This window comes from Methylorubrum aminovorans (genome assembly GCF_022179725.1).
Lineage (GTDB): Bacteria > Pseudomonadota > Alphaproteobacteria > Rhizobiales > Beijerinckiaceae > Methylobacterium > Methylobacterium aminovorans.
Window position 1 is genome coordinate 26517 of record NZ_BPRC01000001.1, and the last position, 25775, is coordinate 52291.

The 25775-nt window shown below is 69.3% G+C and carries 27 protein-coding genes; 12 read left to right on the top strand and 15 right to left on the bottom strand.

From position 1 onward, the window contains the following. Positions 1–43: 43 nt before the first annotated feature. A complete protein-coding gene (gene ssb, locus MFF24_RS00110; RefSeq protein WP_133091127.1) occupies positions 44–607 on the bottom strand; it encodes a single-stranded DNA-binding protein in 564 nt (187 codons plus the stop codon). 205 nt (positions 608–812) lie between these two features. Next, positions 813–1829, bottom strand: coding sequence for an NADPH-dependent curcumin/dihydrocurcumin reductase (curA, locus tag MFF24_RS00115; protein WP_238221500.1), 1017 nt, complete (start codon positions 1827–1829; stop codon positions 813–815). A 91-nt stretch (positions 1830–1920) separates the two neighbouring features. Between curA and MFF24_RS00120 the strand changes: the two genes are divergently transcribed. Next, positions 1921–2340 carry a DUF4174 domain-containing protein gene (locus MFF24_RS00120; RefSeq protein ID WP_238221503.1) on the top strand — a complete coding sequence of 140 codons (420 nt, stop codon included), beginning with the start codon at positions 1921–1923 and terminating at the stop codon, positions 2338–2340. A gap of 58 nt (positions 2341–2398) precedes the next feature. Here MFF24_RS00120 and MFF24_RS00125 read toward each other — a convergent pair whose 3' ends face one another. After that, a complete protein-coding gene (locus tag MFF24_RS00125; RefSeq protein ID WP_238221504.1) occupies positions 2399–2971 on the bottom strand; it encodes a hypothetical protein in 573 nt (190 codons plus the stop codon). A 255-nt stretch (positions 2972–3226) separates the two neighbouring features. Between MFF24_RS00125 and MFF24_RS00130 the strand changes: the two genes are divergently transcribed. Next, a complete protein-coding gene (locus tag MFF24_RS00130) occupies positions 3227–4012 on the top strand; it encodes a phosphodiester glycosidase family protein (protein WP_238221505.1) in 786 nt (261 codons plus the stop codon). 95 nt (positions 4013–4107) lie between these two features. On the opposite strand, the gene MFF24_RS00135 is transcribed toward MFF24_RS00130, so the two are convergent. Continuing rightward, positions 4108–5226, bottom strand: coding sequence for an NADH:flavin oxidoreductase/NADH oxidase (locus MFF24_RS00135; protein ID WP_238221506.1), 1119 nt, complete (start codon positions 5224–5226; stop codon positions 4108–4110). A 169-nt stretch (positions 5227–5395) separates the two neighbouring features. Between MFF24_RS00135 and MFF24_RS00140 the strand changes: the two genes are divergently transcribed. The 5 genes from MFF24_RS00140 (at position 5396) to MFF24_RS00160 (ending at position 9046) form a co-directional block, all read left to right on the top strand. Then, positions 5396–6388, top strand: coding sequence for a glutathione S-transferase family protein (locus MFF24_RS00140; protein ID WP_238221507.1), 993 nt, complete (start codon positions 5396–5398; stop codon positions 6386–6388). Between the two features lie 72 nt (positions 6389–6460). Continuing rightward, entirely contained in the window at positions 6461–6991 is a 531-nt protein-coding gene (locus MFF24_RS00145) for a hypothetical protein (RefSeq protein ID WP_238221508.1), read from the top strand. Positions 6992–7109: 118 nt separating this feature from the next. Then, on the top strand, positions 7110–8018 hold the full coding sequence (locus MFF24_RS00150; RefSeq protein ID WP_133091119.1) for a thioredoxin family protein: 909 nt from the start codon (positions 7110–7112) through the stop codon (positions 8016–8018). An 85-nt stretch (positions 8019–8103) separates the two neighbouring features. Continuing rightward, complete coding sequence (locus tag MFF24_RS00155) at positions 8104–8772, top strand: LON peptidase substrate-binding domain-containing protein (RefSeq protein WP_133091118.1); 669 nt, start codon at positions 8104–8106, stop codon at positions 8770–8772. A gap of 67 nt (positions 8773–8839) precedes the next feature. After that, positions 8840–9046, top strand: coding sequence for a Trm112 family protein (locus MFF24_RS00160; RefSeq protein ID WP_096485204.1), 207 nt, complete (start codon positions 8840–8842; stop codon positions 9044–9046). A 204-nt stretch (positions 9047–9250) separates the two neighbouring features. Here the strand turns inward: MFF24_RS00160 and MFF24_RS00165 are convergent, their stop codons facing one another. The 6 genes from MFF24_RS00165 to MFF24_RS00190 form a co-directional block, all read right to left on the bottom strand. Continuing rightward, positions 9251–10231 carry a Tim44 domain-containing protein gene (locus MFF24_RS00165; RefSeq protein WP_238221509.1) on the bottom strand — a complete coding sequence of 327 codons (981 nt, stop codon included), beginning with the start codon at positions 10229–10231 and terminating at the stop codon, positions 9251–9253. Positions 10232–10388: 157 nt separating this feature from the next. Beyond that, complete coding sequence (locus tag MFF24_RS00170) at positions 10389–11507, bottom strand: ATP-binding protein (protein WP_238221511.1); 1119 nt, start codon at positions 11505–11507, stop codon at positions 10389–10391. Positions 11508–11619: 112 nt separating this feature from the next. Then, complete coding sequence (locus MFF24_RS00175) at positions 11620–12321, bottom strand: transglutaminase-like cysteine peptidase (protein ID WP_238221512.1); 702 nt, start codon at positions 12319–12321, stop codon at positions 11620–11622. Between the two features lie 234 nt (positions 12322–12555). Then, a complete protein-coding gene (locus MFF24_RS00180) occupies positions 12556–13215 on the bottom strand; it encodes a transglutaminase-like cysteine peptidase (protein ID WP_238221514.1) in 660 nt (219 codons plus the stop codon). A 586-nt stretch (positions 13216–13801) separates the two neighbouring features. Further along, positions 13802–14425 (bottom strand): PilZ domain-containing protein, encoded by a 624-nt coding sequence (locus tag MFF24_RS00185; RefSeq protein WP_108940170.1) that lies wholly within the window; start codon positions 14423–14425, stop codon positions 13802–13804. Positions 14426–14773: 348 nt separating this feature from the next. Next, on the bottom strand, positions 14774–15409 hold the full coding sequence (locus tag MFF24_RS00190; protein ID WP_238221516.1) for a PAS domain-containing protein: 636 nt from the start codon (positions 15407–15409) through the stop codon (positions 14774–14776). A 250-nt stretch (positions 15410–15659) separates the two neighbouring features. Here MFF24_RS00190 and MFF24_RS00195 point away from each other — a divergent pair, with 250 nt between their 5' ends. From MFF24_RS00195 to MFF24_RS00205, 3 genes are all read left to right on the top strand, one after another. After that, positions 15660–16481 carry a rhomboid family intramembrane serine protease gene (locus tag MFF24_RS00195; RefSeq protein WP_238221518.1) on the top strand — a complete coding sequence of 274 codons (822 nt, stop codon included), beginning with the start codon at positions 15660–15662 and terminating at the stop codon, positions 16479–16481. Between the two features lie 335 nt (positions 16482–16816). After that, positions 16817–17701: a transporter gene (locus MFF24_RS00200; protein WP_108940172.1), complete on the top strand. Its 885-nt coding sequence runs from the start codon at positions 16817–16819 to the stop codon at positions 17699–17701. Positions 17702–17930: 229 nt separating this feature from the next. Further along, the gene (locus MFF24_RS00205; protein WP_108940173.1) at positions 17931–18362 is read left to right on the top strand and encodes a CBS domain-containing protein; all 432 of its coding nucleotides are present in this window, start codon (positions 17931–17933) and stop codon (positions 18360–18362) included. A gap of 36 nt (positions 18363–18398) precedes the next feature. On the opposite strand, the gene MFF24_RS00210 is transcribed toward MFF24_RS00205, so the two are convergent. Genes MFF24_RS00210 through folE form a run of 3 tightly spaced genes read right to left on the bottom strand, consistent with a single transcriptional unit; the run spans position 18399 to position 20658 of the window. Further along, positions 18399–19469, bottom strand: coding sequence for a patatin-like phospholipase family protein (locus tag MFF24_RS00210; protein WP_238221520.1), 1071 nt, complete (start codon positions 19467–19469; stop codon positions 18399–18401). Next, positions 19466–19888, bottom strand: coding sequence for a phosphoribosyl-AMP cyclohydrolase (gene hisI / locus MFF24_RS00215; protein WP_238221522.1), 423 nt, complete (start codon positions 19886–19888; stop codon positions 19466–19468). Before hisI ends, MFF24_RS00210 begins: the two co-directional genes overlap by 4 nt. 20 nt (positions 19889–19908) lie before the next feature. Beyond that, positions 19909–20658, bottom strand: coding sequence for a GTP cyclohydrolase I FolE (gene folE / locus MFF24_RS00220; RefSeq protein ID WP_486291635.1), 750 nt, complete (start codon positions 20656–20658; stop codon positions 19909–19911). A 284-nt stretch (positions 20659–20942) separates the two neighbouring features. Between folE and MFF24_RS00225 the strand changes: the two genes are divergently transcribed. Further along, positions 20943–21419, top strand: a complete 477-nt coding sequence (locus tag MFF24_RS00225) for an iron-sulfur cluster assembly scaffold protein (RefSeq protein WP_238221524.1) — start codon at positions 20943–20945, stop codon at positions 21417–21419. 106 nt (positions 21420–21525) lie between these two features. Continuing rightward, entirely contained in the window at positions 21526–21846 is a 321-nt protein-coding gene (gene yidD / locus MFF24_RS00230; protein WP_238221526.1) for a membrane protein insertion efficiency factor YidD, read from the top strand. A 239-nt stretch (positions 21847–22085) separates the two neighbouring features. Here the strand turns inward: yidD and MFF24_RS00235 are convergent, their stop codons facing one another. Beyond that, complete coding sequence (locus MFF24_RS00235) at positions 22086–22862, bottom strand: Bax inhibitor-1/YccA family protein (RefSeq protein WP_108940178.1); 777 nt, start codon at positions 22860–22862, stop codon at positions 22086–22088. 216 nt (positions 22863–23078) lie between these two features. Continuing rightward, positions 23079–25661, bottom strand: coding sequence for an ABC transporter permease (locus MFF24_RS00240; protein ID WP_238221528.1), 2583 nt, complete (start codon positions 25659–25661; stop codon positions 23079–23081). Positions 25662–25775 lie beyond the last annotated feature (114 nt).

Genomic DNA, 25775 nt, shown 5'->3' on the forward strand with positions numbered 1-25775 from the left:
GGCGCCGGTCCCTTCGTCGAGCCGTCCTCGATCCCGAAAAATCCTAGAACGGAATGTCGTCGTCGAGGTCGTAGTTCGGCTTGCCGCCGCCACCGCCGCCGCCCGAGGAGGGCCGGCGGTCGCCGCCGCTGGAGCGGCCCGAACCGTAATCGTCGCGGCCGCCGCGATCACCGCCTCTGTCGCCACCCCGGTCGCCGCCGCGGCTGATCTGGCCGCCGCCCTCGTCCTCGCCGGCGAAGTCGCCGCCCCCGCCGCCGCGGCCGTCGAGAATCGTCATCTCGCCGCGGAAACGCTGGAGCACCACCTCGGTGGTGTACTTCTCGACGCCCGACTGGTCGGCCCATTTGCGGGTCTGGAGCTGGCCCTCGATATAGACCTTCGAGCCCTTGCGCAGGTACTGCTCGGCCACGCGGGCGAGGTTCTCGTTGTAGATCACGACCGAGTGCCACTCGGTCTTCTCCTTGCGCTCGCCCGACATCTTGTCCTTCCAGGACTCCGACGTCGCGATTCGCAGGTTCACCACGGGGTCGCCCGAGGCTAGGCGCCGAGTCTCGGGATCGCGCCCGAGATTGCCGACGAGGATCACCTTGTTGACGCTGCCCGCCATCTCATCTCTCCGTCCGATCGATCTCACAGGGCATGTGTTCGATACGCCCGCGAAGGGCGCGACTCTTGAGCATGACGCCCGGCCGGGCAAGCGGCTGTCGGCCGTTGTGCCCGCTAACCACCGAGCGCCTTGCCTGTCGTGAATGTTCTATATCTGTTCTGATTGGTCGGCAAGCGCCGTGGCGCTTGCCGTAGCAGGGCCGGCGTCAGGACACCTTCACCACGAGCTTGCCGAAATTGGCGCCCTTCAGCATGCCGGCGAAGGAGACGGGCGCGTTCTCCAGGCCCTCGACCACGTCTTCGCGCGCCTTGACCTGTCCGGCCTGCAGCCAGCCGCCGACGTCCCGCAGGAAGTCGTCCTGCATCGAGGCGAAATCCCAGACGATGAAGCCGCGCAGGGTCAGCCGCTTGGTGAGGATGGCGCGCATCAGCACCGGCGAGCGGTCGGGGCCGGGGGGCAGCTCGCTGAGATTGTAGCCGGCGACGAGCCCGCAGACCGGGACCCGCGCGAAGTCGTTGAGGAGCGGCAGCACCGCCTCGAACACCGCGCCGCCCACATTCTCGAAGTACACGTCGATCCCGTCGGGGCAGGCGCGGGCCAGCGCCTCGGGGAAGTCGTCGGCACGGTGATCGACCGCGGCGTCGAAGCCGAGCGTCTCGGTCAGGTAGGCGCATTTCTCCGCGCCCCCGGCAATGCCGACGGCCCGCGCGCCCTTGATGCGGGCGATCTGGCCGACGAGGGAGCCGACCGGCCCCGCGGCCGCAGCCACGACAACGGTCTCGCCTGCTTGAGGCCGGCCGATTTCCAGGAGGCCGGAATAGGCGGTCATGCCCGGCATGCCGAGGATGCCGAGGAACTGGCTCGGCGGTCCGTCCGCGGGGTCGAGGCGGCGGAGGTCCCGCCCATCCGAGATCGCGAAATCCTGCCAGCCGGCATAGGCCAGCACGAGATCCCCCACGGCGAAGGCCGGGTTCTCCGAGGCCACCACCTCGCTGACCGTCTGGCCGACCATGGTCTCGCCGATCTCGACCGGCTTGGCATAGGATTTCGCCGCGCTCATCCGCCCTCGCATGTAGGGATCGAGGGAGAGCCAGCGGGTCCGCAGCAGAACCTCGCCCGGCTTCGGGGCCGGGGTGCGCCCCTCTTCGAGGCGGAAATGTTCGGGTTTCGGCTCGCCGTGCGGGCGCGCGGCCAGCACGATCCGACGGTTGACGAGGGCCATGGAGCGCTCCGGCGTTGTTCGAGACGGAACCGGGCAGATGGGTCGCGCGCTGGTTCCGGCAATGCGTGGCAGCGATGTGCAGAGGTGGGCGATGGCCCGGAAGATGGCGGCTCTGAGCGCGACCCTGATGGTCGGGGCCATGGTGACAGGCGACCCCGCCGGAGCGGCGGGGAGCGATCCTCTGGCGGGCTACCGCTGGAAATCGCGGGTGCTGGTGCTGGCCGCGGGCGATGCCGGCGATCCCCGCCTCGCGGCACAGCGACAGGCGCTCGCCTCGGCGCGGACGGGAGCGTCCGAGCGCGATCTCGTCACGCTCGAGGCGGTGGGGCAGGGGGCGGACGCGGTGGCCCTGCGGCGCCATCTCGGCCTGCCGGGGGATGCCTTCCGGGCGGTCCTCGTCGGCAAGGACGGCGGTGCCAAGCTCACCGCGGAGGAGCCGATCCCGCCGCAGCGCCTGTTCTCGACCATCGACGCGATGCCGATGCGGCAGGACGAGGCGAAGCGGCGCTGATCCGGAACAGAAGAGGGGCCGCAAGCGGCCCCTTTCGTCGTCTCCGATGATCTCGCGATCAGTAGCAGCGCTCGACCAGGACGCGGCGGTAGCCGTAGGGTGTCCAGGTCAGCCGCGGAACAGTGTAGCAGCCGGCGCTGTAGTAGGGATCGTAGCCGACGGTCGTGTAGCCGTAGGGACCGCCCCATCCGCCGTAGCCGTAGGGATAGCCGTAGGCGCCGTAGAGGGTGCCCGCCGCGAGGCCGAGTCCCAGCCCGACCCCGACACCGCCCCAGCCGATGCCGCGCCGGTAACCCCAGCCGCCACCGCGCCAGCCGCCGTAACCGCCGCGCCAGCCGCCGAAGCCGGCCCCGCGATAGAACCCGCCCCGGCCGGCAAACCCGCCGCCGAACCGCGGACCGCCGAAGCCGCCGCCCCGGAATCCGCCAAAGCCCCCGCCGAAGCGCGGACCGCCGAACCCACCGCCGCGGAAGCCACCCCCGAAACCACCGCCTCGGAAACCACCGCCTCGGAAACCGCCACCGAAGCCACCGCCGTGGAAGCCGCCGAAGCCCGGACGGGCATCGGCGGTTGCCGGGATCATCATCAGCGCGCCCGCCATGGCGGCCGATGCCAGAACAACCCTTTTCATCAGATCGTCTCCACCCGAGAGAGAACTTTGCCATCCCCCCGTTGGATCTGAACGCTCGACGGGAACAAACGGTCCCTGCGACTTCAGGTTCTAAACATCTCGTGATGCTACTGAACGGCCACGCGGCGTGATCCGGCCGCTTGAAGCACGCGGCGCGAGCCGGCCGCTTGAATGCTGCCATGCTTTCGCGCGAGGAGGGCGCCTCCGGCCGAGCCTGCTCCGGACAGGTGGCCGCCAGACAGGAACCGCCTGCCCGTGACGCGCCGCCCCGCCGTTCAGATCCCCGCCCTCTTGTCCGCGCTCTTCACTGCGCTCGCTCTCGGTCCGCTCGCCCCCGCGCCGGCCCGGGCGCAACCGGCTGCCGCCGCGACCAAGGGGCCGTGCCAGCCGGTCGAGTTCGAGGGGCAGCCCTACACGGTCTGCACCGTCGATCTGCGGCGCGAGCGCCTGCGGCTGTTCTGGCTCGGGGCGGACGGGTTGCCCTACGGCTCGCTGTCGAGCCTGGCCGAGCGACAGGGCCAGCGGCTCAGCTTCGCCATGAATGCCGGCATGTACGACAAGGGGCAGGCTCCGGTCGGGCTCTACGTCGAGGACGGGCGCGAGATGAAGGGCGTCTCCACCGCCAATGGGCCGGGCAACTTCCACCTCAAGCCGAACGGGGTGTTCTATGTGAAGGGCGACCGGGCCGGCGTGCTCGACACCGCCCGCTATCTGCGGGCCAAGCCGGCCCCGGATTTTGCCACCCAATCGGGGCCGATGCTGGTGATCGAGGGCAAGATCCACCCGAAGATCTCGGAGGATGGCCCGAGCCAGAAGATCCGCAACGGCGTCGGCGTGCGCGATGGCGGACGCGTGGCCGTGTTCGCGATCTCGGAGCGGCCCGTGACCTTCGGCGCCTTCGCCCGCCTGTTCAAGGACAGCCTCGGCAGCCGCAACGCGCTGTTCCTCGACGGCAGCGTGTCGAGCCTCTACGCGCCGGGCCTCGGCCGCTCCGACCTCAGCCGCCCGCTCGGGCCGCTGGTCGGCGCGGTGGGGAAGTAGGGAAACAACGCTTCCCCATCCTTGAGCCTCATCCTTCGAGGCTCCGCTTTCGCTGCGCACCTCAGGATGAGGCTCAAGGACGGGAGAAGAGAGCGCTATCGCTGCCCGAAGGCCGCGCTCTTGAACAGGTCCTTGTACTGGTGCGGCTGGCTGCGCCAATACTGCTTGGGTGCCCGCACCTGCGCACCGAGCTCCGCCGCCGCGTGCCAGGGCCAGCGGGGATCGTAGAGCATGGCTCGGGCGAGCGAGACCGCGTCGGCCTTGCCCTCCGCCAGGATGGCTTCCGCCTGGTGCGGCTCGGTGATGAGGCCGACCGCAATGGTGGTGAGGCCGGTCTCCGCCTTGATCCGCTCGGCGAACGGCACCTGATAGCCGGGTCCGATCGGAATCTTCTGCGCCGCCGAGAGGCCGCCGGTCGAAACGTGGATGGCGGCCGCGCCGCGGCTCTTGAGCGCGCGGGCGAGTTCCAGCGTCTGATCGAGATCCCAGCCCTCCTCGACCCAATCCGTCGCCGAGACGCGCATCCAGACCGGCTTGCCCGCGGGCACGGTCTCGCGCACCGCCTCGAAGCATTCGAGCGGGAACCGCATCCGGTTCTCCAGGCTGCCGCCGTAAGCGTCCTCGCGGCGATTGGAGAGCGGTGACAGGAACTGGTGCAGCAGGTAGCCGTGGGCGCCGTGCAACTCGACGCCGTCGATGCCGAGCCGCATGGCGCGCCGCGCCGTGGCGACAAAGCCCTCGCGCACCCGCCTCAAGCCCTCCGCGTCGAGGGCGTGCGGCGGCACCTCGCCCGCGCCGTGTGGAACCGCCGAGGGCGCCTCGGTCAGCCAGCCGTCGACGGCCTCTGGAGCAATCTGCGCGCCGCCCTCCCAAGGGGCCCGGCTCGATGCCTTGCGGCCGGCGTGATTGATCTGGATCGCGACGGGAATTGGCGCGAAGCCGCGCACCGCGTCGAGCACGCGGGCCAGCGCCCGCTCGGTGGCGTCGTCGTAGAGGCCGAGATCGCCGGGCGAGATCCGCGCCTCGGGCGAGATCGCCGTCGCTTCCAGGGTGAGGAGCCCGGCGCCCGACTGCGCGAGCTGGCCGAGATGCATCAGGTGCCAGTCGGTCGCCGCGCCGGCCAGCGCCGAGTACTGGCACATCGGCGCGATGATGATGCGGTTCTCAAGCTCCAGGTCGTCCAGGCGCAGGGGCTCGAACAGGCGGGCGGACATCGGCAGGCTCCGGGAGCGGTGGCGGCAATCGGCGGCCTATCTGGGATATACGGGTCCCGGCCGCCAGCCCGGAACCGTGCATGGGGCACCCGAGATCCGTCTCGCGGCCTTCCCCTGGAGGCTGCCTCCTCCATCTCCTCTCCCGTGCAGGGCGAGAAGGACCTCCGGGATGGGTTTGCTGGTCGAGGGTACGTGGCACGACAAGGGCTACGATACGGCCAAATCCGGCGGGCGCTTCGAACGCTCGGCCGCCGCCTTCCGCAACTGGGTGACGCCCGACGGCGCCCCCGGCCCCTCGGGGGAGGGCGGGTTCGAGGGTAAGGCGGGGCGTTACCACCTCATCGTCGCACTCGCCTGCCCCTGGGCTCACCGCACGCTGATCGTGCGCCGGCTCAAGGGGCTTGAGGCGGCGATCACCGTCTCCGTGGTCTCGCCCTACATGCGCGAGGAAGGCTGGGTGTTTGAGGCCGAGGAGGAGGGCGGCGTACCGGGCTCGACCGCTGATCCGCTGTTCGGCGCCAAGCGGCTGTACGAGATCTATGTCCGGGCGAAGCCCGATTATTCCGGTCGCGTTACCGTGCCGGTGCTGTGGGACAAGCGGCGCGAGACCATCGTCTCGAACGAATCGGCCGAGATCATCCGGATGCTGAACGGCGCTTTCGGCGCGAGCGGGCCGGACCTCTATCCGGAGGCTCTGCGAACCGAAATCGATCAGATCAACGAGCGCGTCTACGACCGGGTCAACAACGGCGTCTACAAGGCGGGTTTTGCCACCACGCAAGAGGCTTACGAGGACGCCTTTACCGCCCTGTTCGCCGAGCTCGACGCCCTCGAAGATCGACTGGACCGGCAGCGCTACCTCTGCGGATCGTCGCTGACCGAGGCCGACATCCGCCTGTTTACCACTCTCGTGCGCTTCGATGCGGTCTATGTCGGGCACTTCAAGTGCAATCGGCGCCGGATCGCCGATTATCCCAACCTGTCGAACTATCTGCGCGACCTCTACGCCCTGCCGGGCGTGGCGGAGACGGTGAACCTCGACCAGATCAAGCGCCACTATTACGGCAGCCACGCCGGCATCAACCCGACGGGGATCGTGCCGCTCGGTCCCGAACTCCATTTTGATGCGCCCAACGATCGCGCCCTGCGCTTCGGCGGTTGAACCGGGCCGCCTTGCAGGAAATATCCATCACGACAAACGGCACCGGATGCCGATCAGGAGGAACACCACGCCATGACGATCCGCTCGCGCGCCCCGCTTCTCGCGCTCTCCGGTGTCGCGTCCTTGGGCCTGCTCGCCGCAGCGCCGGCCACGGCTCAGCAGGGGGCGGAGGTGACGATGACCGGCCAGTGCGAGCGACTGGTGATCGGAGGCCTCGACATCACACAGAACTGCAAGGAGCAGCTCGTCAACACGGTCTCACGCGGGCGCACGACCTTCGACTTCGCGGCCTGGGACGGTCAGACCCTGAGCTTCAGCGGCTCCGGGGCGCAGCACGAGCAGACCGAGGAGACCGAGCAGCTCCAGCCGATCAGCCTCGTGGTGCCGGGCATGAAGAACAAGGACGGCATCGCCCGCAGCCCCGCCCCCGCGGTCGGTGCCTGCAAGTTCTCGAAGCCCGAGCCCGGCAAGACCCGAATCGCCTGCGAGGCGACCTCCCAGGGCAAGACCTATGCGGGGGTGTTCGTGACGGAGACCAAGGCCGGCGCCGGGCCGGGCGGGGAAGCGCCGAAGGCGGGAGCGGCCGGCCAGCCCAAGCCCTGATTGGATTTCGTTCCCGGAAGGGGTTCGAAAACGTCTGGTCAGGTGCGTCCCGAAGCCCCATGTAACGGGCCCGGTGCGGTGCACGCGCCGGACGCGTTTCATGATTTCCGAGGGCTCCATGCTCGACGCCAACGCCGCCGCCGGCGCCCCCGCCGACGGCCTTATCAAGGACACCACCACGGCGGGCTTCCGGCAGGACGTCATCGCCGAATCAATGAACCAGCCGGTGATCGTCGATTTCTGGGCGCCCTGGTGCGGCCCGTGCAAGCAGCTCACGCCGGTCCTCGAGAAGGTGGTGCGGGCGGCCGGCGGCCGGGTGAAGCTCGCCAAGCTCAACATCGACGAGCATCCCGGCGTCTGGCAGCAGATCGGTCAGCAGCTCGGCCTGCAGTCGATCCCGGCCGTGATCGCGATCGACCGCGGCCGGCCGGTGGACGCCTTCATGGGCGCCGTGCCGGAATCCGAGGTGCGCGCCTTCGTCGACCGGCTCGCCGGTCCCTCCGAGATCGATCAGGTGCTCGAAGAGGCCGCCGCGGTCGCCTCGGCCGGCGATCTCGCCTCGGCCTCCGAACTCTACGCCGCGGTGCTGCGCGAGGAGCCGGAAAATCTCAAGGCCGTCGCGGGCCTCGCCAAGACCCAGCTCGAACTCGGTGAGACCGAGAACGCCCGGCAGGTGCTGGCGATGGTGCCGCCGGACAAGGCCGAAGACCCGCTGCTCGCGGGCGTGCGCGCCGCGCTCGAACTCGCCGATCAGGCTGGGAGCCTGGGCGACCTCGCCGGCCTGCAGCGGCGGATCGAGGCCGATCCCAACGATTTCCAGGCCCGTTTCGACCTTGCGCTGGGCCTCAACGGTGCCGGCAAGCGCGACGAGGCGGTCGATCAACTCGTCGCCATCGCCCGGGCCGACCGGAACTGGAACGAGGACGCCGCGCGCAAGCAGCTGCTTCAGTTCTTCGAGGCCTGGGGCCTGATGGACCCGGCCGCCATTCGCGGGCGCCGCCAGCTCTCGACGCTGCTATTCTCGTGAGGCAGAAGCTCCCTCAGAGCGTCACGGCGACCGCAGCCACCGGACGAGACGGCCCGCACCACCTTCCTCAGCAGGAATGCCGCGCATGAGTCCTCAGCCGAGCTGCAAGTCGCCGGCGGAGTGCCCCGCCATCATTCCGGTCTTCCCGCTGCCGGGGGCACTTCTGCTGCCGCGGGGGCAGATGCCGCTCAACATCTTCGAGCCGCGCTACCTCGCCATGGTGGACGACGCGCTGCGCTCCGAGCGGATCATCGGCATGATCCAGCCCGATGCGGAGGGCGGCGGTGCGCCGCTCAGCCCCCGGCTCTACCGGGTCGGCTGCGCCGGGCGGATCAGCCAGTTCGCCGAGACCGGCGACGGGCGCTACCTGATCTCGCTTACCGGCATCAGCCGCTTCCGGGTCGAGAGCGAACTCGCGGTCACCACTCCCTATCGTCGCTGCCAAGTGTCCTACGACAGCTTCGCCCAGGATTTCGAGGCGCGCGCCGGCGAGGAGGCGGTCGATCGCGAGGGCGTCCTGCGGGCCCTGCGCAACTTCATCGAGGCCAACGAGCTCCAGGTCGATTGGGCCGGCATCGAGGAGGCGCCGAACGAGGCACTGGTCAACGCGCTCTGCATGATGAGCCCGTTCGGCGTGCGCGAGAAGCAGGCGATGCTGGAAGCGCCCGATCTCAAGACACGGGCCGAGGTGCTGGTCGCCGTGACCGAGATGGAGCTGGTGCGCGCCAGCGGGGCGGAGCCGACGCTGCAGTGATGTTTTCGAAGTCTCGTGGTCCGTCTCGTGCCGATCGCGGACCAGTCTACCGGAAGTGACAGGAACCATGGCCGACACCTCTGCCCCGCCCGTCGAAGCGACCCGCGTCGATCCCCGCCTGCTCGAACTCCTGGTCTGCCCGCTGACCAAGGAGCCGCTGGAATACGACGCCGCCCGCGAAGAGCTCATCAGCCGTTCCGCAAAGCTCGCCTACCCGATCCGCGACGGCATCCCGATCATGCTGCCGGAAGAGGCGCGCTCGCTGACGGAGTGAGCGCCGTAAGACGCGCCGCCGTCACGACGAGCGGAGCGAAGCGGTGCAGCGGCGCCATCTTCAACGCCGCGGCGGCGTCGACTGCGTGAGGCGAGCCCAGGATTGCTGCGGCTTCGCCTTGCAACGACGTGACCCGTGATACGATCACGAAAAAAGGGCGCCCGGCTCTCGCCGGACGCCCTTTTTGTTGAGCCTCAGAAACCGTTACCGGCCCTGCTGAATCGCCGAGAGCTGCCACGAGCCACCAGGCTCGCGCACGAAGGTCCAGAACTCCTTGGCCTCCTGCGGGCCGTTCTCGACGTGGCGGTTGGTGGAGCGCTCGAACACCTCGTCGCGCAGCGAGAAGCGCATGGCGACGGTCGCGAATTCCACCGGACCCTCGCGCCACGCCTCGGACAGGTCGCCCTGGAGAAGCTTCACGTCCGAGATCCGGTTGACCACGCCGCGGGCGGCGTTGGCACGCAACTCCTCCTCGAAGTAGCCGACCATCTCCGGCGTCGCGAGACGGCGAAGGGCGGCGACATCCTCGCGGCCGAAGGCGCCCTGGATCTCATTGAGCGAGCGCTCGAAGGCCTGGAAGTCCTCCGGCTGGACCTGCACCGGCTGCGTCCGGACGCCGCCGCCGAGGCCACCACCGAGACCGCCAGCAAGTCCGCCGCCCATCGGGTTCGTACCGGGATTCATGCCGTTCTGCGGCGGCAGGCCGGAGCGGGCATGGGGCGCGTTGCCGGCCATGGCGGGCTGGTCGCCCTCACGGCGGCGGCGGAAGAACCGCACGACGAACATGACGAGCAGCGCGATCAGGCCGATCTGGAAGATCAGGCCGATGAAGGAGCCGATGCCGCCGAGGCCGCCCGACAGGCCGGCACCGAGCAGCGCGCCGATCAGGCCGGCGCCAAGCATGCCGCCGAGGAAGCCGCCGCCGAAGCGCCGCCCCTGGTTCTGCGCCGCCATGCCGGGATTGTTGAAGCCGGGGCTCGGGCTCGTCTGCGAACGCTGGATCGGGCCGGTCGCGCCCGGCGAGGTCGCGGTGGAAGGCGGCGCGCTGTAGGTCTTCGAGCCGCGCGAGCCCATACCGCCGCCGCCGCCCGGCCGTGCATCGACGGCGGGCGCCGCCAGGGCGAGCGAAGCCGCGAGCGCGAGGAGGGTCACGACGCGCCGACGGCGCGCGGGGGAGGAAGCCATCGAAAGAACCTCGGTCACCAGAAGGGGCGGATTACCCCGTCTTTATGTGGAGACGTCCGAGGCTGGTTTTTAGTCCCGTTCAAGCTCGACTTTTTTGGCGGTGTGGCCGATTTTTTATCCGCTGGGGTCGATCCGTGACGCGAGCGCCGGGAAAAGATCAGCGCGCGGCGGGGAAGACCAGCCGCACGGTCGCGCCCTCGCCGGGTCGGCTCTCGATCGAGATCGTGCCGTTCTGGCGTTTCATCAAGCCGTGAACGATGGCGAGTCCGGCGCCGCGGCCGGACTCACGCGTCGTGGCGAAGGGTGCGAGTGCCCGCGACAGCATCTCGGGCGACAGACCGTGCCCGGAATCCGACACGATGAGGCCGACGGCCCCGGCCTCGGGGCGCTGCAGCGAGCGGTCGCCGGGCTCGATCGCGAACAGGGCGACGCGGACACGTCCCCGCCCCGCCATCGCCTCGCAGGCATTGGCGAGGATGTGACCGAGCGCCAGTTCGAGCTGGATCGGGTTGCACAGGGCCGGCGGCAGACCCTCGGGGATCGACAGGTCGAGGTCGATCCCCGGCGGCAGGCTCGGGCGCAGCCGGTCGAGGCCCGCCCGCACCGCCGCGCCGAGATCGACCGGCCGCAGGTCGGGGGCGATCCGCCGGGAATGGGCGAGGAGCTGCCGGGTCAGCACCGCCGCCCGCTCGGAGGCTTCGGTGGAGCGGGTGATCGCCCGCTGGATGAACGGCTCGGGCCGGTCGCCGAGGCGCCGCTTCAGCCCGTCGATGTAGCCGATCAGGATCTGCAGGAAGTTGTTGAACTCGTGCGCGACGCTGTTCGTCAGCAGCCCGAGTGCCTCCCGCTGCCGTGACAGGGCGAGGGCATCCTCCGCATCCCGCCGCCGCGTCACGTCGACGATCTGGCCGAGGAAGCGGGGGGCATCGGCGGCGGCAGGAAGGGGAGCGAGGTGGATCTCGCCCCAGAACGAGTCGCCGCCGCCGCGGGCGAGCAGCAGCTCGAAGCAGCCCGCCTCGCTGCGGGCCAGAGCCTCGCGCAAGGGGCCCCAGCCGGCATGATCGCCGTGGCGACAGGCGAGCCGCTCGATCGGCTGCCCGACAAGCTCCGCCTCGCTGAGGCCGGTCAGCGCCAGCAGGGCGGGATTGACCGACCCGATCACCGGTCCGGCCTCTCCCTGTTCCAGAAGCAGCGACGGTAGCGGGAGCATCGCGAGCCGGGCGGGCTGCGCCGTGGCATCCGGCTTTAGCGAGAGAGCTGTGTCGGCGGACGTCATGGCAGGCTGCCGCCAGGGAAGGATTGGCCGGCCGGAGCGGAGGGCAGGAAAGCCGGAACGGTGTCGGAGCGCAGCGAAAGCATGCCCTTCAACGTCCGAACCCCGATCCGGATCAGCGGTTGGCGGTGGTCGTGGGCGAGGTGTCGCTGTTGAGACTCACCCAAGCCCGACCGTCCTGCCCCTCGCGCTTGACGAAGCTGTAGCCGGTGCGCCGCCAGGGCAGCACCGCATTGGTCTTGTTGTCGAGGATCAGGTCGCCCCGGTCGGTGCGCACCATCAGCACCGCGTGGCCCTCGCCGATCTCGTCGATCACCACCGTCATGCGCAACGCCCGGCGGGGCAGGCGCCGCTCCACCAGCATCCGGCGCTTGAGGAGCTGGATGTCCTCGCAATCGCCGAAGCCGTCATCGGGGAAATCCCAGCGATCGACGACGCCCCAATGCGCCATGTCGGTGATCGGCTTGATGCGGGCGTTGACCCGGCGGTTCACGGTCGTGAGCATGTGCCACGTCGCAGGGGTCAAGCTGACGACGGCCGGCTCGCCGGGATCGACGATGCATTCCGACGGGTAGCGGGCGCAGAAATCGTTCCAGGCGGCGACGGGCCGGGCGGGGGCGCCAGGATCGGCGGCGGTGCTTGCCTCGGGCAGACCTGCGGTGCGCGCTTGGCTCGGCTGGACCGGTGCTGCGGCGCCGCCGAGCAGCAGGGTGGCGCCGACGAGGGACAGATGAGCGACCCGGCCGAGGCGCTGTCTCACCGCCCCGCGGAGGAACGCCGATCCGTTGCCGACGCCCCGAAGCACCGCGTACCGCATGGCCGACCGTCTCGCAGCCCCTTGTTTCCCGGCGAAGCTTGCACGGGCCGGCGCCCGGCTCAATACGAAAGTGAAGGAAGGGTGAAGGCGGATTGCCGCTTCCCCGTGCCCGCTTGAGACAACCTCGCTCGGGCTGGCAATCCGGCCACACCGGCCGCCGTTTTCACTGACTCTTCGCGCCGGCCGCAGGGGATCGATCCGGGAAGCACGCCGCCACCTTTCGGGACGATGCTCTCAGCGGTTCGCCGTGGTGACGGGCGAGCTGGCCCCGCCGAGCGAAACCCATGCCAGGGCGTCCTGCCCCTCGCGCTTGATGAAGACGTAGCCGGTCTGGGCCCAGGGCAGCACCGCGTTGGTCTTGTTGTCGAGGATGTAGTCGCCGCGGTCGGTCACCAGGGTGAGGACGGCGTGGCCCTCGCCCTTCTCGTCGATCACGACGGTCATCCGCATCGCCCGGCGCGGCAGGCCGGCTGCTGCCAGCATCTTGCGCTTGAGCAGCTGGAAGTCCTCGCAATCGCCGCGGCCGTCTTCGGCGAGGTCCCACCGGTCGGGCCGGCCCCAATGCTCCTGATCGGTGACGGGGTCGATCGTCCGGTTCACACGGCGGTTGATCGAGACGATGCTCGACCAGACGGCGGGGTTCAGCGTGATCCGGGCGGGCTCGGCGCGGTCGAAGGCGCATTCCGCCGGATAGGACTGGCAGAACTCCGTCCAGGCCAGGATCGGCCGGGCCTCGGCTCCGGCGGTGAGGCCGGCGCTCGCGGCCGGCAGGGCGGCCATGGTCTGGGAGCTCTGGGCTTTCGCGTCGGCGCCGAGGAGGCCGACACAGACGATCAGCATCAGAAGCCCCATCTGGAGCCCCGTCTTGAAATGATCCGTCCCGGTGGTGCGCATCGCGGCGTTTCCTTCGAACGAGGCCAGGATGTCGCCGCACCCCCTCCGCCGCGCTGAAGCCGATCCGCGCAATTTTATCGATTCGCCCCGGCAACGATCCGCCCGTGCGCGAGGGCGAATTGCGGCTCACGGATCTGCGGCAAAAGCGGGTGATCGCGTTAGGGGCCGGGAAACCCTGAGGAGGCAGCCGGCCGCTACAGACGGTTTTCGGGACCATCTCACCCGTCATTCCCGGGACCGCTCAGCGGAAACAGGCATTCCCCGTGACACGACGCGCAAGCCCGGCGTTCAGGCCCGTCGTCGGTCGCATGCCTCCGCTGCGCCCGTTCAGCCGGGGTCGCGGCGCGGGTGAACGGTTCGGGTGTTCGGAATGGGCGTTGCCGGTTCAGCCAAACCGTCGTCGGTTCGGGCGCCGCATCTCGGGCGTTCTCCCGTCCCCGCTGCATGGTCCGGGAATGACGGCGGTGCGCGGCTGAAGAGGGTCGGTCGGCGCGGGAACTCGCGGCTCGTCGGTCCGGCAGGTGCTCAAGCCAAAGCGGCGGGTCCACCGCCGACCGCTACGAAGCGGGGTAGCCCCGCCCGGCGGTCAGAGCGTGATGCCCTCATGGAACCGGTCGGGGGAGATCGGCAGCATGAACTGGGCGCCGATGCCGCCCTCGAAGTAACGCACCACCCGCCCCGGCGTGGAGCCGACCATGATGTGCGTGCCGATCGGCGGCGACGAGGAGGTCGCGAGCGCCACGCCCGACATCGAGATGTCGATGATCCGGGCGGCGATGAAGCGGCCGCTCTCCAGGCGCAGGGTCACGCCGGGCTGGTGAGGCACGAGACGCTCGTTGGTCCGGCCCTCAGGCAGGCCCAGGCTCTCCCGGTTGGCGAGCCACATGAGCTGGGAGGCGATCTTGTCGCGCTTGCGCGGCGTCGCGTTGATCCGCATCGCGAAGCCCCGCGGCGGGTGGCGCACGATCACGCCTTCCAGACGGCCGATCTGTTCGAGATAGAGCACCACGCGCTCGCCGAGCGCGCCGATCACGGCGCAGGTCAGGCGGACCCCGCCCGGCGACATGTCCACGGTCTGGCAGGGATATTCCCGCCGGTCGGCCAGCATGTAGCGGCCGAGCAGAGTCGCGCGCACCCGCTGGTGCCGACGCTGTTCGGCGGCGTAATCCGGCAGAGCGGGGGCTGTCCCGGATCGGGAAAGCTCGGTCATGTCAGCTCGGCGGTCTCGATGTTCCGACCGAATCAGTAGCTGCGCCACGGTTACAAAAGGCTTGCATGCCGGCCAGAGGGCAGCCGCCGATCGCCAAGAATGGGGGATGATACCATTTCCGGTTGATCGCCTCGGCTGGGCACCCACCGTCATTCAGGAGCGCTGACGACCGTCCGCTGCCGGCAAGACGGCCTGCGCCGGCACGATCTCAGCCGCAGGCGGTCTGACTCTCAGTCTGTACGGCTGCGTCCATTCACGGTGGGGCGGATTGTCACGCATGTCGGCTGACAGAGCATTGGAGCCGCCGTCGTCTTGAGCCGATCTTGCCTAAACCTGCGCAAGACCTGGTCATCGATCGATATGGTGCCGGATGCCGCGCCCACCCTCGTGGACCAGCAGGTGGCCGAACCGGACCGGACGGGCATCGTTGGCGGGTGCGGGCAGGGTCTCGACGAAGGTGCGCATCGCCGCCGGCTCCGGCGCGAACCCCTCGAGTACCCTCAGGGACACGGTCTCGAGGCGCAGGATCGGCCGGCTGCCGAGCCATGGCGGGATGCAATGCGGGCTCAAGGAGCCGAGAATGCGCGCTTGCGTCTTGCCGCGGTGGCGCAGCGGCAGGAGCAGCAATTCGAGGTCGAGGGTCTCGTTGCGCACCGTGACGCCGGTCAGTCCGGCCACCACGCCGACGGTATCGCAGGCGACCGTCTCGATGAGATGCCAGGGATCGGTGAAGGGTTGGGACCGCTCGGCCCAGAGATCGACGAAGGCGCTGCCCCGCAATTCGCGCCCGAACAGGGCGCACAGGCGGGTGCCGGCGAGGCGCACCGCGCTCGTGCGCCGCGCCGGATCGGTTTCCAGGATGAAGCTGTCGGCGAGCAGGTTACGGATCTCGCCGGGCTCGATCTCGCCGCGCTCCGGCGCAGCCCGCTCTCCGCGCAGCCGGTCCCAGTAGGCGTGAAGCTGACGACTTGTCGGATGCTTCATGGTGTTCCGCATCGGTACGGCCCAGGTCCGGATGGGCTCTGTTTATGATCGGTCCGGCACGAAAAGCGTCCCCGCGCGCCGTTCGTGGTGATCGTCCGCACACACTATGCCGTCCCATCCGGCCGCGCTCGCGCAACCCATCCTTAACCTTAACGGCGAATGGACGGATTCCCCTGCATTTGAATGACCTCGTCCGATCCCGTGCCGATTGGATCTTGCAGCGCCGCGCTTCCCCCCGACATGGTGCAGCATGGATGCCTCCCCCGACCTGCCGCGCCAGGGCCGTGTGCCCGTCTTCAACCTGCCGGGAATCGTCACCGTCTCGATTGCGGTGCTGGCCGGGATTCACGTCGTCCGCAGCGTTCTGCCGGACGAGACCGACCTTTCGGTTCTGCTCAACCTCGCCTTCATCCCGGCGCGCTGGACCGCCGCCTTCGATCCCAACTCCGCGGCGGACATCATCCGGGCGGCCGGGGAGGGGGCGGGCGGACCCGAGATGGCCTCGGCCCGGCAGGAATTCGCCCGCTACCTCGTGGCCGATCCCTCGGCGATGCCCTGGACCGGGGCGACCTATGCCCTGCTGCACGGCTCTTGGATGCACCTGATCTTCAACGCGGTGTGGCTCGCCGTCTTCGGCACGCCGGTGGCGCGCCGCTACGGCGTGCTCCGCTACGGGCTGCTGGCGCTCGCGGGGATTCTGGCGGGCGCCGTCGTCCACCTTCTGGTCGATCCCTGCAGCCTGATGCCGCTCGTCGGCGCCTCGGCCGGCATCTCGGCCCTGATGGCGGCGGCCGCCCGCTTCGTCTTCCAGCCTCCCCCGCCGTTCGTGGCCGGCGCGCCCTGGCAATTGCCGCCACGGCCGCGGCTTCAGACCATCCCCGAATTGCTGCGCAACCGCTCTGCCGTGCTGTTCCTCGCGGTCTGGCTGGTCACCAACCTGCTGTTCGGGGTCCTGGCCCTGCCCCTCGGCGGCAGCGAGGGGCCGATCGCCTGGGATGCACATCTCGGCGGCTTCGCCGCGGGCTTCTTCCTTCTGCCGCTGATGGAAAGGGGCAGCGGAGGACGGGGCTAGGTCCTCGCCACGCGGGCGCCCGCCTCAATCAAGTCCAGGCGATCAACAGGCCGTATCTCGGACCAAATCCGGTTGTCCCTTTCGGGATGGCGGATTTGGCCGTCGCCCGAGCGCCGCGCAGGCTCGCTGATACGCTCGCCGCTCCGATCGAGCGGAGAGCGTATCAGCCCGTAAAAGGTCGGTCAGGCCGGGCTGTGTCCTTGCTGCCACGTTGTATTCTTTTGCAGTGGAGCCGGAAATAAAAGCAGCCACTCGTCCGTCGATGATGTGAACGGGAGCGGACTAAAAATAACCTAGCAAAAGATCGCTCCGTTCTTGATGGAGAGTGGATCCCGGTGAAACATCGCGCAGCCGTCATCGCCCGTCTCGGGCTTGCCCTATCCGGCGTGTGGGGCCTCGGCGGCACAGCGGCCCATGCCGCCTCCGCTGCCCAGCCCGGCCAGACCGTCGGCGTGCCGTTCGGTGCGCCGTTTCCCAAGGGCTTCTACGCCGTCAACCTGTCGAGCTTCGGCGTGCGGGACACGGCGCCGCGCGATTCCGAGAGCAACGTGAACCTGCCGACCCTGCTCTGGGCGACCCCCTTTTCCGTCCTCGGGGGACAGGTGCAGTTCGTCTTCGTGGCGCCGATCGCCGCCTCCAGCGTGCGCGGCGCGCCCTACAACAGCGGCTGGGGCCAGCCGCTTCTCGCGGGCCAGCTTGCCTGGGATCTCGGCGACGGCGTCGGAGTCAGCTACCTTCTCGGCGGCTACCTGCCCTGGGAAACCCGCTTCCTGACCCAATCTGCCTCGCTGAGCCATCGCTTCGCGATCACCTACGCCGCCAATGACTGGGCGGTCACCGCCAACCTGCTCTACGGCCACATGCTGGAGACGCGCTCGCCCAATGGCGTGCTCTATCCCGACTACCTCAACCTCGACGTCACCCTGACGAAGAAGTTCGGCAAGTGGCAGGTCGGCCCGGTGGCCTTCGGCTCGGTCGATCTCAAGACCAACGTCGTCGGCTACCGGCAGCAGGGCCAGATCGCGGTGGGCGGCCTCGTCGGCTACAATTTCGGTTTCATGAACGTGCAGGGCTACGTCACCCGCGACGTTGCCGAGCGCAATTACGGCGGCAAGGAAACCCGCGGCTGGCTGCGCATCGTCGTCCCGTTCCTGCAGGACAAGGGCGAGGCCCAGCCGAACCGCACGCTGATCACCCGCCGCCAGGCCGAGGGCCGCTGATCGGGGCCGATCCGGCTGCATTCCCGGGAACTTCCTACGGCCCGCCGGCCTCTCCTCCGGTGGGCCGTCTGCATTTTCATGCAGGTCGGCTGTTGGTGGTCTGGCTCCGCCTGCTTGCCAGCACGGCCAAGACGCCACACAATCGCCCGAGAGAGCCGGGCCAACCCGGCCGAGAGGCTTACCGGCGCCGCGGGCTGACGGTGCAGCTCCCAGGGAGGGGAATTATAACATGACCGTTGCGCGTATCCTTGCAGAGAAAGGCGGCTCGGTGGTCACGATGGCGCCGAACCGCACGATCGACGAGGCCATCCACCTTCTTGCCGAGAAGCGGATCGGCGCCCTCGTCGTGGGCGACGCCCAGGGCCACGTGATCGGGATCCTGTCCGAGCGCGACGTGATGCGGGCGCTGGCGACCGAGGGCGCGGCGGCGCTCGATCGGCCGGTCTCGCACTACATGACCGAGAAGGTCGTCACCTGCACCCGGCGGACGACGATCGAGGACGTAATGGAGACGATGACCAACGGCCGCTTCCGCCACCTTCCGGTGGTGGAGGAGGGGCATCTCGTCGGCGTCGTGTCCATCGGTGACGTGGTCGCGCGGCGCATCGCGGCTGTCGAGGCCGAGCATCAGGCGATGCGCGACTATATCACGATGGCCTGAGCACGCGCCGAGGCGACCCGAACCCGTTGCGGCGGCTCAACTGCGCGCCGCCGCACCCTCGATCATGCGCCGGATCTCCGGCAGCGCCGCCCGCACCGCCTGACGGCCGAGGGCGATGCCATCGGCCGCCCGGTGGAACTCGAACTGCCCGAACTCGGCGAGAAGCGGCCGGATCGCGACATCCGGCGGATCGCTGGCGAGCCGCGCCCGCGAGATCCGATCCTGGGTGATGTTGAAGGCGTCGAGCATGACGCGCGCGACGCCGGGGCTCGACCGGCCGACGGACGGGGCCGGCGTGGTTCCGCGACGGCGCATCAAACGGTGGCCCATCAGGCGCCGGCTCGCCCCGCTCAGCAATCCCCACCGTCCGCGGCGGCGCACGGTGGCCTCCAGCGTCTGCTCGATCGCCCGTTCCACCGGCTCCTCGGCCTCAGTGATCACCGGGTCGTCCCTCTCGGGCCGGATCACCATCGCGGGTGGGCGCGTCTCGCAGGCGAGGTTCACGCAGATCACGAGGTCGGCGCCGAGTTCGCGGGCGAGGCGCACCGGTACGGGGTTGACCAGTGTTCCGTCCATCAGGAGACGCCCCTCGAGGGCGACCGGTGGGAAGATGCCGGGAATGGCGTAGGAGGCCCGCACCGCCTCGACGAGGGGGCCGCGCGACAGCCAGACCTCGTGTCCGGTGCCGAGTTCAGTCGCGACGCTCGCGAAGGTGAGGCGCAGATCCTCGATGCGAAAGCCTTCGAGTTCGCGCGAGAGACGGCGGCGCAGGCGCTCGCCGGCGATCAGGCCGGACCCGGTGATGCGCGGATCAAGCATGCCGACCACCCGGCGCCGGGTGAGCGAGAGCGCGAAATCCTTGAGCGTATCAATGCGGCCGGCGGCGTAGGCCCCGCCCACCACGGCGCCGATGGAACAGCCGGCCACGACCTCGGGGAAGATGCCGGCCTCCTCCAACCCCTCGATCACGCCGATATGCGACCAACCGCGGGCAGAGCCGCCGCCGAGGGCGAGACCGATACGGGGAGAGCGGAAGCGGGGCACCACCGGTTCCACTGCCCCATCCGGAAAGCGGGAGGGGAGGGGCCGGGACGCCTCGAACATCATCGCTCCGGATCAGCGGGAACGAGGGTAACGGCGCCGGTCGCGGGGTCGCGCTCGATCGCGCGGTAGAAGCAGGAGCGGCGACCGGTATGGCAGCAGCCGCCGTCGCCGCCGACGTCGACCCGGATCAGGATCGCGTCCTGATCGCAATCGACCCGCATCTCGACGATCCGCTGGATCTGCCCGGAGGTGGCGCCCTTGTGCCAAAGTTCGCCGCGCGAGCGCGACCAGTACCACGCCTCGCCGGTCAGCAGCGTGCGGGCGAGCGCCTCGGCGTTCATGTGGGCGAGCATCAGCACGTGCCCGTTCCCCGCATCGACGGCGATGCAGGCCACGAGCCCGTCGGGGCCGAACCGGGGCGTCAGCCGCGCCCCTTCCTCGACCTCGGCGCGGGAGCCGGGGGAAGCGAATTGCTCGGTCATGATCGGGAGGCCCGGCCGCCTCAGCCCTTCTGATTTCGCACGAAGGTCAGGAAGCGGACCTGCTCGGACGGATCGCCCTTGTAGACGCCGCGGAACTGCGTGGTGATGGTGGAGACGCCGGCCTTCTGCACGCCGCGCATCGCCATGCAGAGGTGCTCGGCCTCGACCATCACGGCGCAGCCGCGGGGCTGGAGGATGCTCTCGATGGTGTCGGCGATCTGGGCCGTCATCGTCTCCTGCGTCTGCAGGCGGCGGGCGAAGGCATCGACCACGCGGGCGAGCTTCGAGAGGCCGACCACGCCCTTGGTGGGGTAGTAGGCGATGTGGGCCAGCCCCATGAACGGCACCATGTGGTGCTCGCAATGAGAGTAGAACGGGATGTCGCGCACCAGCACGGCGTCCGAGTAGCCCTCGACCTCCTCGAACACCCGCTCCAGCAGAGCGTCGGCATCCATGCGGTAGCCGCCGAAGATCTGCTCGTAGGCCTTCACCACGCGGGCGGGCGTGTCGATCAGCCCCTCGCGGGTCGGGTCGTCGCCGGCCCAGCGCAGCAGCGTGCGCACAGCGGCCTCCGCCTCCTGGCGGCTCGGACGGCCGAGCGCCACCTCGTTCGGCACCCGTTGGGCCGATTCGGGCAAGGGGGCGATCTCGGGCGCGCTCTCGGGACGACCGGGATCGTTGGCGCCGCGCATCCCTTGCAGGCCGACCGCGCTCATGCGTCGCTCGTCGTCGCTCATGCCGTAGGACAGGGATTTGAGAGCGGCATCCATGGCATCTCCGGCCTTCGCCACACGCGCCTTCATGGTCGTGCTGTCGGGCTTGGCGTACATCGTCGATCCGTCCCGGCGTCTTAAACCATTTAAGTGCCGACGCCCTCGAACGATCCGAATCCTGGGCCAGGGCGTGACCGGGGTCGACGGTGCCATTCTCGCGGAATGGCGGTATCGCGCCTATATCGTCGCAATCGCGCCGTCGCGCAATGCGTGGCATGCGTATCTGGCTCAACGATTCCTTGAACCTTATCCAACGGACGCCCGCGAAAGGCGTGTCAGCGATGATCGACGACATCTACAACCGCCGCATCCTGGAACTGGCCGCCGACATTCCCCGTCTCGGCCGGCTGGAGGCGCCGGACGCCACCGCCACCGCCCATTCCAAGCTCTGCGGCTCGACCGTGACCGTCGATCTGACGCTCGAGGCGGACGGCGTCACGGTCTCCGACTTCGCCCATGACGTGAAAGCCTGCGCGCTAGGCCAGGCCTCTTCCTCGCTGATGGCCCGCCACGTCGTCGGCGCCACCGCCGACGAGCTGCGCGCCGTCCGCGCCCGGATGCGGGACATGCTGAAGGAGAACGGTCCGGCGCCGGACGGAAAGTGGGCCGACCTCGCCGTGCTGGAGCCGGTGCGCGATTTCCGTGCCCGCCATGCCTCGACGCTCCTGACCTTCGACGCCGTGGTGGACGCCCTCGATCAGGCCGCCGCGCGGAAGAAGTCCGGTGAGAACGGCTCCGGCGCAACCGAGGCGGCCTAGAGCATCACCCCGAAAGGGGGTCGCCGGCTTTCGGAAAAAGATGATGCGAAACAATCATCTCGAGCATCGTCCTGGATCCGATATCCAGGACGATGCTCAAGCCGCCATGGTTCGCCGGGCGGCACATTGGGCCATCCGCGGCTATCAGCTCACCCTCTCCGGGCTGATCGGGCGCCAGTGCCGGCACTGGCCCTCCTGCTCGAGCTACACCGACGAGGCGATCCAGCGGCACGGCCTCTGGGCCGGCGGCTGGATCGGTGTCGCCCGCATCTGCCGCTGCGGCCCGTTCGGCACCCATGGCATCGACCTCGTGCCCGAGCGCCTGCCGGAGCGAGCTGCTTGGCACCGGCCCTGGTCCTACGGCCGCTGGCGCGGCGTCGAGGCGCCGCCGCCTCTGGTCTGCGAGGCGGTGGAGGAGGGGAAGTAGCGGGGCGCGGCTCGCCGCATCGACCCTCCCCCTTGCGGGGAAGGGTGCCTCGTGGATGCGAGGCGGGAGAAGCGAGCGACGCTGCCGGAATAAACCTGATCCGGCCCCTCGCCCGACCCCCTTGGGGCCCCACCCCCTCCCGCAGAGGGGAAAGGGATATCCGAAGTCCCTTACGTCCACGAAAAAGCCCCGGCCTTTCGGCCGGGGCTCTTCCTTGTGTCCGGTCCTTGCACCGTCGCTTAGCGGCGGTCGCCCAGCAGCTGCATCAGGAACTGGAACATGTTGATGAAGTCCAGGTACAGCGTCAGCGCGCCGTTGACGGACATCTTGGCCGCGCCCTCAGCGTCGAAGCCGCTGTAGAGGAACATCTCCTTGAGCTTCTGCGTGTCGTAGGCGGTCAGGCCGGCGAAGATGAGCACGCCGAGCACCGAGATCGCGAACTGAAGCGCGGAAGAGGCCAGGAAGATATTCACCAGCGAGGCGATGATGATGCCGATCAGGCCCATGATCAGGAACGAGCCCATGCCCGACAGGCTACGCTTCGTGGTGTAGCCGTAGAGGCTCAGGCCGCCGAACGTCGCCGCCGTGATGAAGAACACCCGCACCACGCTGGCGCCCGTGAACGCGAGCAGCAGGGTGGACAGCGAGGCGCCCATCACCGCAGCGAAGGCCCAGAACGCGGTCCGTGCCGAAGCCGCCGACATCCGGTCCATCCGGAAGGTGAACACGAAGATGAAGGCGAGCGGCGCCAGCATCAGGACGTACTTGAACCACGAGCCGTAGATGAACACGCCCAACTGGTTGAGCGGAATGCCCTTGTAGTTGGCGACGATCGTGCCGGTCTGGACGGCCATGTTGAGGGCCAGAGCCACGAGACCCGAAATCCCGAGGCCGACGACCATGTTGTTGTAGACGCCCAGCATGAAGCTGCGCAGGCCCTGGTCGACTTCGACCTGAGAGCCGGCGTACCCCTGCGGCTGGGCGCCGTAGCGGAACGGGCTGTTGTCGAATGCCATGAAAGTTTCCCTTGGAAGCTCTCGGCGTGGAGTTTGTCGAGGTCCACACGCAACCCCTGGCGCGTCGAGCGCGCCTCGTGGCCGAATATGTTCGCTGGAACAGTCACAAACAAGTGGGGCTCGGCCGAATGGCCGCGTTTTCAAGCCTTACAGAGGCGTGAGTTTTTTATGATTCTTCGCGGATTAAACCTGCTCTTCGAACGTGATTAAGCATCTTCAAAACTGCCGCAGGTAGGGTGCCGGCTTCTGCCCGAGGATGCGCCATGTCCCCGCGAGCCCGGCCCCGATCGCGAAGATAACGGCGAACGCGGCCACTGCCAGCGCCCCGGCGGCATCGGGTGCGAAATCGAGGCGCATGACGCGGGAGACGATGACCCAGCCCGCGGCCGAACCGGCCAGGATGCCGAAGAAGGCGGTGGCGAGCCCCAGTGCGCCGTATTCGAGGGCGTAGGCCGAGAGCAGGCGCATCCGCGTGGCGCCGAGCACCTTCAGCACCACCGCGTCGTAGAGACGGGCGCGGTGGCCGGCGGCGAGCGCGCCGGCGAGCACCAGCAGGCTCGCCAGCACGGCGACGACGCTGGCGCCGCGGATCGCGAGCACAAGCTTGTGGACGAGGTCGTTGACCGCCTCCAGCGCATCCTTCACCCGCACGCTCGTCACCGAGGGAAAGGCTTTTGCCGCGTCGCGCACCACCTCCGCCTCCAGCTTCGGGTCGGGCCCGTCGGGCAGGGTCAGGGTGGCGAGATCGGCGTGCGGCGCACCCCGGAAGGTGCCGGGCGAGAATACCATCACGAAGTTGATGCCGAGCGAGCGCCACTCGATCTTGCGCAGGTTGGCGATCCGAGCGGTGATCGAACGACCGAGCACGTTCACCGTGATCGTGCTGCCGACCTTGAGCCCGAGTGAGCGCGCCAGCTCGACATCGAAGGAGACGAGCGGCTTGCGACCCTCTTCCTCGTTCCACCACGTGCCTTCGATGATCGACGAGCCGTCGGGTGGCGTCTCGGCGTAGGTGATGCCCCGGTCGCCATCGAGAACCCAGGCGGCATCTTCCGGCGGCTTGATCTGGCCGGCCGGCACGCCGTTCAGCGCGGTGATGCGGCCGCGCATCATCGGCACCCGCTCGATCTTGGCATTCGGCGCATGCGCCCCGAGAAAAGCCGAGAAGGCCTCCGCGTCGCGCGAGGGCACGTCGAGGAAGAACAGGCTCGGGGCGCGGCCCGGCAGCGAGCTTTCGAGCGCGCGGGTGATGTTGCTGTCGATGGCGCTGAGCGTCACCAAGAGCGTCGTGCCGAGGCCGAGCGAGAGCACCACCGCCGGGGTCAGGGCGCCCGGGCGGTGGAGGTTGGCGAGCGCCATGCGCGGCACCATGCCCTTCGGCCGGGGCAGGCGGGCGGCCAGCGCCATCAGGCCCGTGGCGACAAGGCGCAGGGCCCCGAAGGCGAGGGCTGCCGCCGCCATGAAGATCAGCGCGACCTTGCGGTCGAAGGCGGTGAACAGGGCCAGACCGGCGAGCGCGAGCAGGGCGGCGGCGAGCACGGCGAGATAGCGCCAGCGCGGCCGGCGCGCGGACGGATCGACGGCATCGCGAAACAGCCCGGCGACGGAGATGTCGTGGGCGCGCCCCAGCGGCAGGATCGCGAAGGCGAGCGCGGTCAGCAGCCCGTAGGCGCCTGCCAGGGCGAGGCGGGCCGGGGCGATCTCGGGGTTGAGCGGCAGCGGAAGCTGGTCGCGCAGCGCCAGATCGAGCCCGAATGGTAGGGCCGCACCGATGAAGAGGCCGAGCACGGTGCTGATGGCGGCGATCAGCATCACCTGGATCAGATAGAGCCCGACCACCTGCGAGCCCGGCGCGCCGACGCTCTTGAGGGTGGCGATGGAGGCCTGCTTGCCGTCGACGAAGGCGCGCACGGCATTGGCCACCCCGACCCCGCCGACGATGAGCGCGGTGAGCCCGACGAGCGTCAGGAATTGCGTGAAGCGCTCGATACCCTTGGCGAAGCGCGGGTCGGCGTTGTCGCGCGCGCGCATCTCGAATCCGGCTTCCGGCAGGGCCTTCTGCACCGCCGCGTTGACGGCGGTCAGGCGGGCGTCGTCGGCCTGCGGCAGTTGCAGGCGGTAGCTGAAGCGATTGAGGCTGCCGGGCTGGACCAGGCCGGTGGCGCGCAAGGCGCTGAGCGAGACGAGCAGGCGCGGCCCGAAGCCGATGCCCGAGCCGATCCGGTCGGGCTCGGAGACGAGGGCGGCGCGGATCTCGATCGGAAAACCGCCGAGCGTCACCCGCTCGCCGACCTTGAGCCCGAGGCGGGTCAGCAGGGCCGGGTCGGCCACCGCGCCGTAGACGCCGTCCCGCTCGGCGATGAGCGTCTGGACCGGCGCTGGCGGATCGGTCTCGACCGTGCCGACCGCCGGATAGCTCGGATCGACCGCCTTCAGCTCGACCAAGGCCGCGCCGCCGTCACCGGCCACCGCCATCGCCCGCAGGCTCGCTACCTCCGAGATCGGCGCTTGGCTCTCAAGGGCGGCGCGCTCGGCCGGCGTCGCCTCGCGGTTGATCAGGCTGTAGGTGATGTCGCCGCCCAGGATCCGCCGCCCCTCGCGCCCGAGCCCTCCGGAGAGCGAGGCGGCGATCGAGGTGACGCCGCTGATCGCGGCCACACCCAGCGCGATACAGGCGATGAACACGCGGAAGCCGGCGAGTCCCCCGCGCAGCTCGCGCAACGCCAACCTCAAAGTCAGCGGCAGCCGGGAGGACGGGGCCGGCTTCGGTCGATCCGGCTGGGACAGCGTGCCGTGCATCGGGACTCGTGCGTTTCGTCGCCGGTCGGGCCGGCCAAGCCTATCTGGTGCAAGCCAATCTGGTCATTGGCGCGGCCGGCGCAACTGCCCGCACCGCCGCATCGGGATGACGCG

What these genes read in the sequence shown, in the direction of transcription:
- MFF24_RS00210 (WP_238221520.1), bottom strand. Translation starts at nt 19,469, where the DNA reads ATGATGTTCGAGGCGTCCCGGCCCCTCCCCTCCCGCTTTCCGGATGGG.
- MFF24_RS00150 (WP_133091119.1), top strand. Translation starts at nt 7,110, where the DNA reads ATGCTCGACGCCAACGCCGCCGCCGGCGCCCCCGCCGACGGCCTTATC.
- MFF24_RS00175 (WP_238221512.1), bottom strand. Translation starts at nt 12,321, where the DNA reads ATGCGGTACGCGGTGCTTCGGGGCGTCGGCAACGGATCGGCGTTCCTC.
- MFF24_RS00160 (WP_096485204.1), top strand. Translation starts at nt 8,840, where the DNA reads ATGGCCGACACCTCTGCCCCGCCCGTCGAAGCGACCCGCGTCGATCCC.
- MFF24_RS00180 (WP_238221514.1), bottom strand. Translation starts at nt 13,215, where the DNA reads ATGCGCACCACCGGGACGGATCATTTCAAGACGGGGCTCCAGATGGGG.
- MFF24_RS00135 (WP_238221506.1), bottom strand. Translation starts at nt 5,226, where the DNA reads ATGTCCGCCCGCCTGTTCGAGCCCCTGCGCCTGGACGACCTGGAGCTT.
- curA (WP_238221500.1), bottom strand. Translation starts at nt 1,829, where the DNA reads ATGGCCCTCGTCAACCGTCGGATCGTGCTGGCCGCGCGCCCGCACGGC.
- MFF24_RS00145 (WP_238221508.1), top strand. Translation starts at nt 6,461, where the DNA reads ATGACGATCCGCTCGCGCGCCCCGCTTCTCGCGCTCTCCGGTGTCGCG.
- MFF24_RS00120 (WP_238221503.1), top strand. Translation starts at nt 1,921, where the DNA reads ATGGCCCGGAAGATGGCGGCTCTGAGCGCGACCCTGATGGTCGGGGCC.
- MFF24_RS00165 (WP_238221509.1), bottom strand. Translation starts at nt 10,231, where the DNA reads ATGGCTTCCTCCCCCGCGCGCCGTCGGCGCGTCGTGACCCTCCTCGCG.
- MFF24_RS00170 (WP_238221511.1), bottom strand. Translation starts at nt 11,507, where the DNA reads ATGACGTCCGCCGACACAGCTCTCTCGCTAAAGCCGGATGCCACGGCG.
- MFF24_RS00225 (WP_238221524.1), top strand. Translation starts at nt 20,943, where the DNA reads ATGATCGACGACATCTACAACCGCCGCATCCTGGAACTGGCCGCCGAC.
- MFF24_RS00240 (WP_238221528.1), bottom strand. Translation starts at nt 25,661, where the DNA reads ATGCACGGCACGCTGTCCCAGCCGGATCGACCGAAGCCGGCCCCGTCC.
- ssb (WP_133091127.1), bottom strand. Translation starts at nt 607, where the DNA reads ATGGCGGGCAGCGTCAACAAGGTGATCCTCGTCGGCAATCTCGGGCGC.
- yidD (WP_238221526.1), top strand. Translation starts at nt 21,526, where the DNA reads ATGGTTCGCCGGGCGGCACATTGGGCCATCCGCGGCTATCAGCTCACC.
- MFF24_RS00190 (WP_238221516.1), bottom strand. Translation starts at nt 15,409, where the DNA reads ATGAAGCATCCGACAAGTCGTCAGCTTCACGCCTACTGGGACCGGCTG.
- hisI (WP_238221522.1), bottom strand. Translation starts at nt 19,888, where the DNA reads ATGACCGAGCAATTCGCTTCCCCCGGCTCCCGCGCCGAGGTCGAGGAA.
- MFF24_RS00155 (WP_133091118.1), top strand. Translation starts at nt 8,104, where the DNA reads ATGAGTCCTCAGCCGAGCTGCAAGTCGCCGGCGGAGTGCCCCGCCATC.
- MFF24_RS00235 (WP_108940178.1), bottom strand. Translation starts at nt 22,862, where the DNA reads ATGGCATTCGACAACAGCCCGTTCCGCTACGGCGCCCAGCCGCAGGGG.
- MFF24_RS00140 (WP_238221507.1), top strand. Translation starts at nt 5,396, where the DNA reads ATGGGTTTGCTGGTCGAGGGTACGTGGCACGACAAGGGCTACGATACG.
- MFF24_RS00195 (WP_238221518.1), top strand. Translation starts at nt 15,660, where the DNA reads ATGGATGCCTCCCCCGACCTGCCGCGCCAGGGCCGTGTGCCCGTCTTC.
- MFF24_RS00205 (WP_108940173.1), top strand. Translation starts at nt 17,931, where the DNA reads ATGACCGTTGCGCGTATCCTTGCAGAGAAAGGCGGCTCGGTGGTCACG.
- MFF24_RS00185 (WP_108940170.1), bottom strand. Translation starts at nt 14,425, where the DNA reads ATGACCGAGCTTTCCCGATCCGGGACAGCCCCCGCTCTGCCGGATTAC.
- MFF24_RS00125 (WP_238221504.1), bottom strand. Translation starts at nt 2,971, where the DNA reads ATGAAAAGGGTTGTTCTGGCATCGGCCGCCATGGCGGGCGCGCTGATG.
- folE (WP_486291635.1), bottom strand. Translation starts at nt 20,658, where the DNA reads ATGGATGCCGCTCTCAAATCCCTGTCCTACGGCATGAGCGACGACGAG.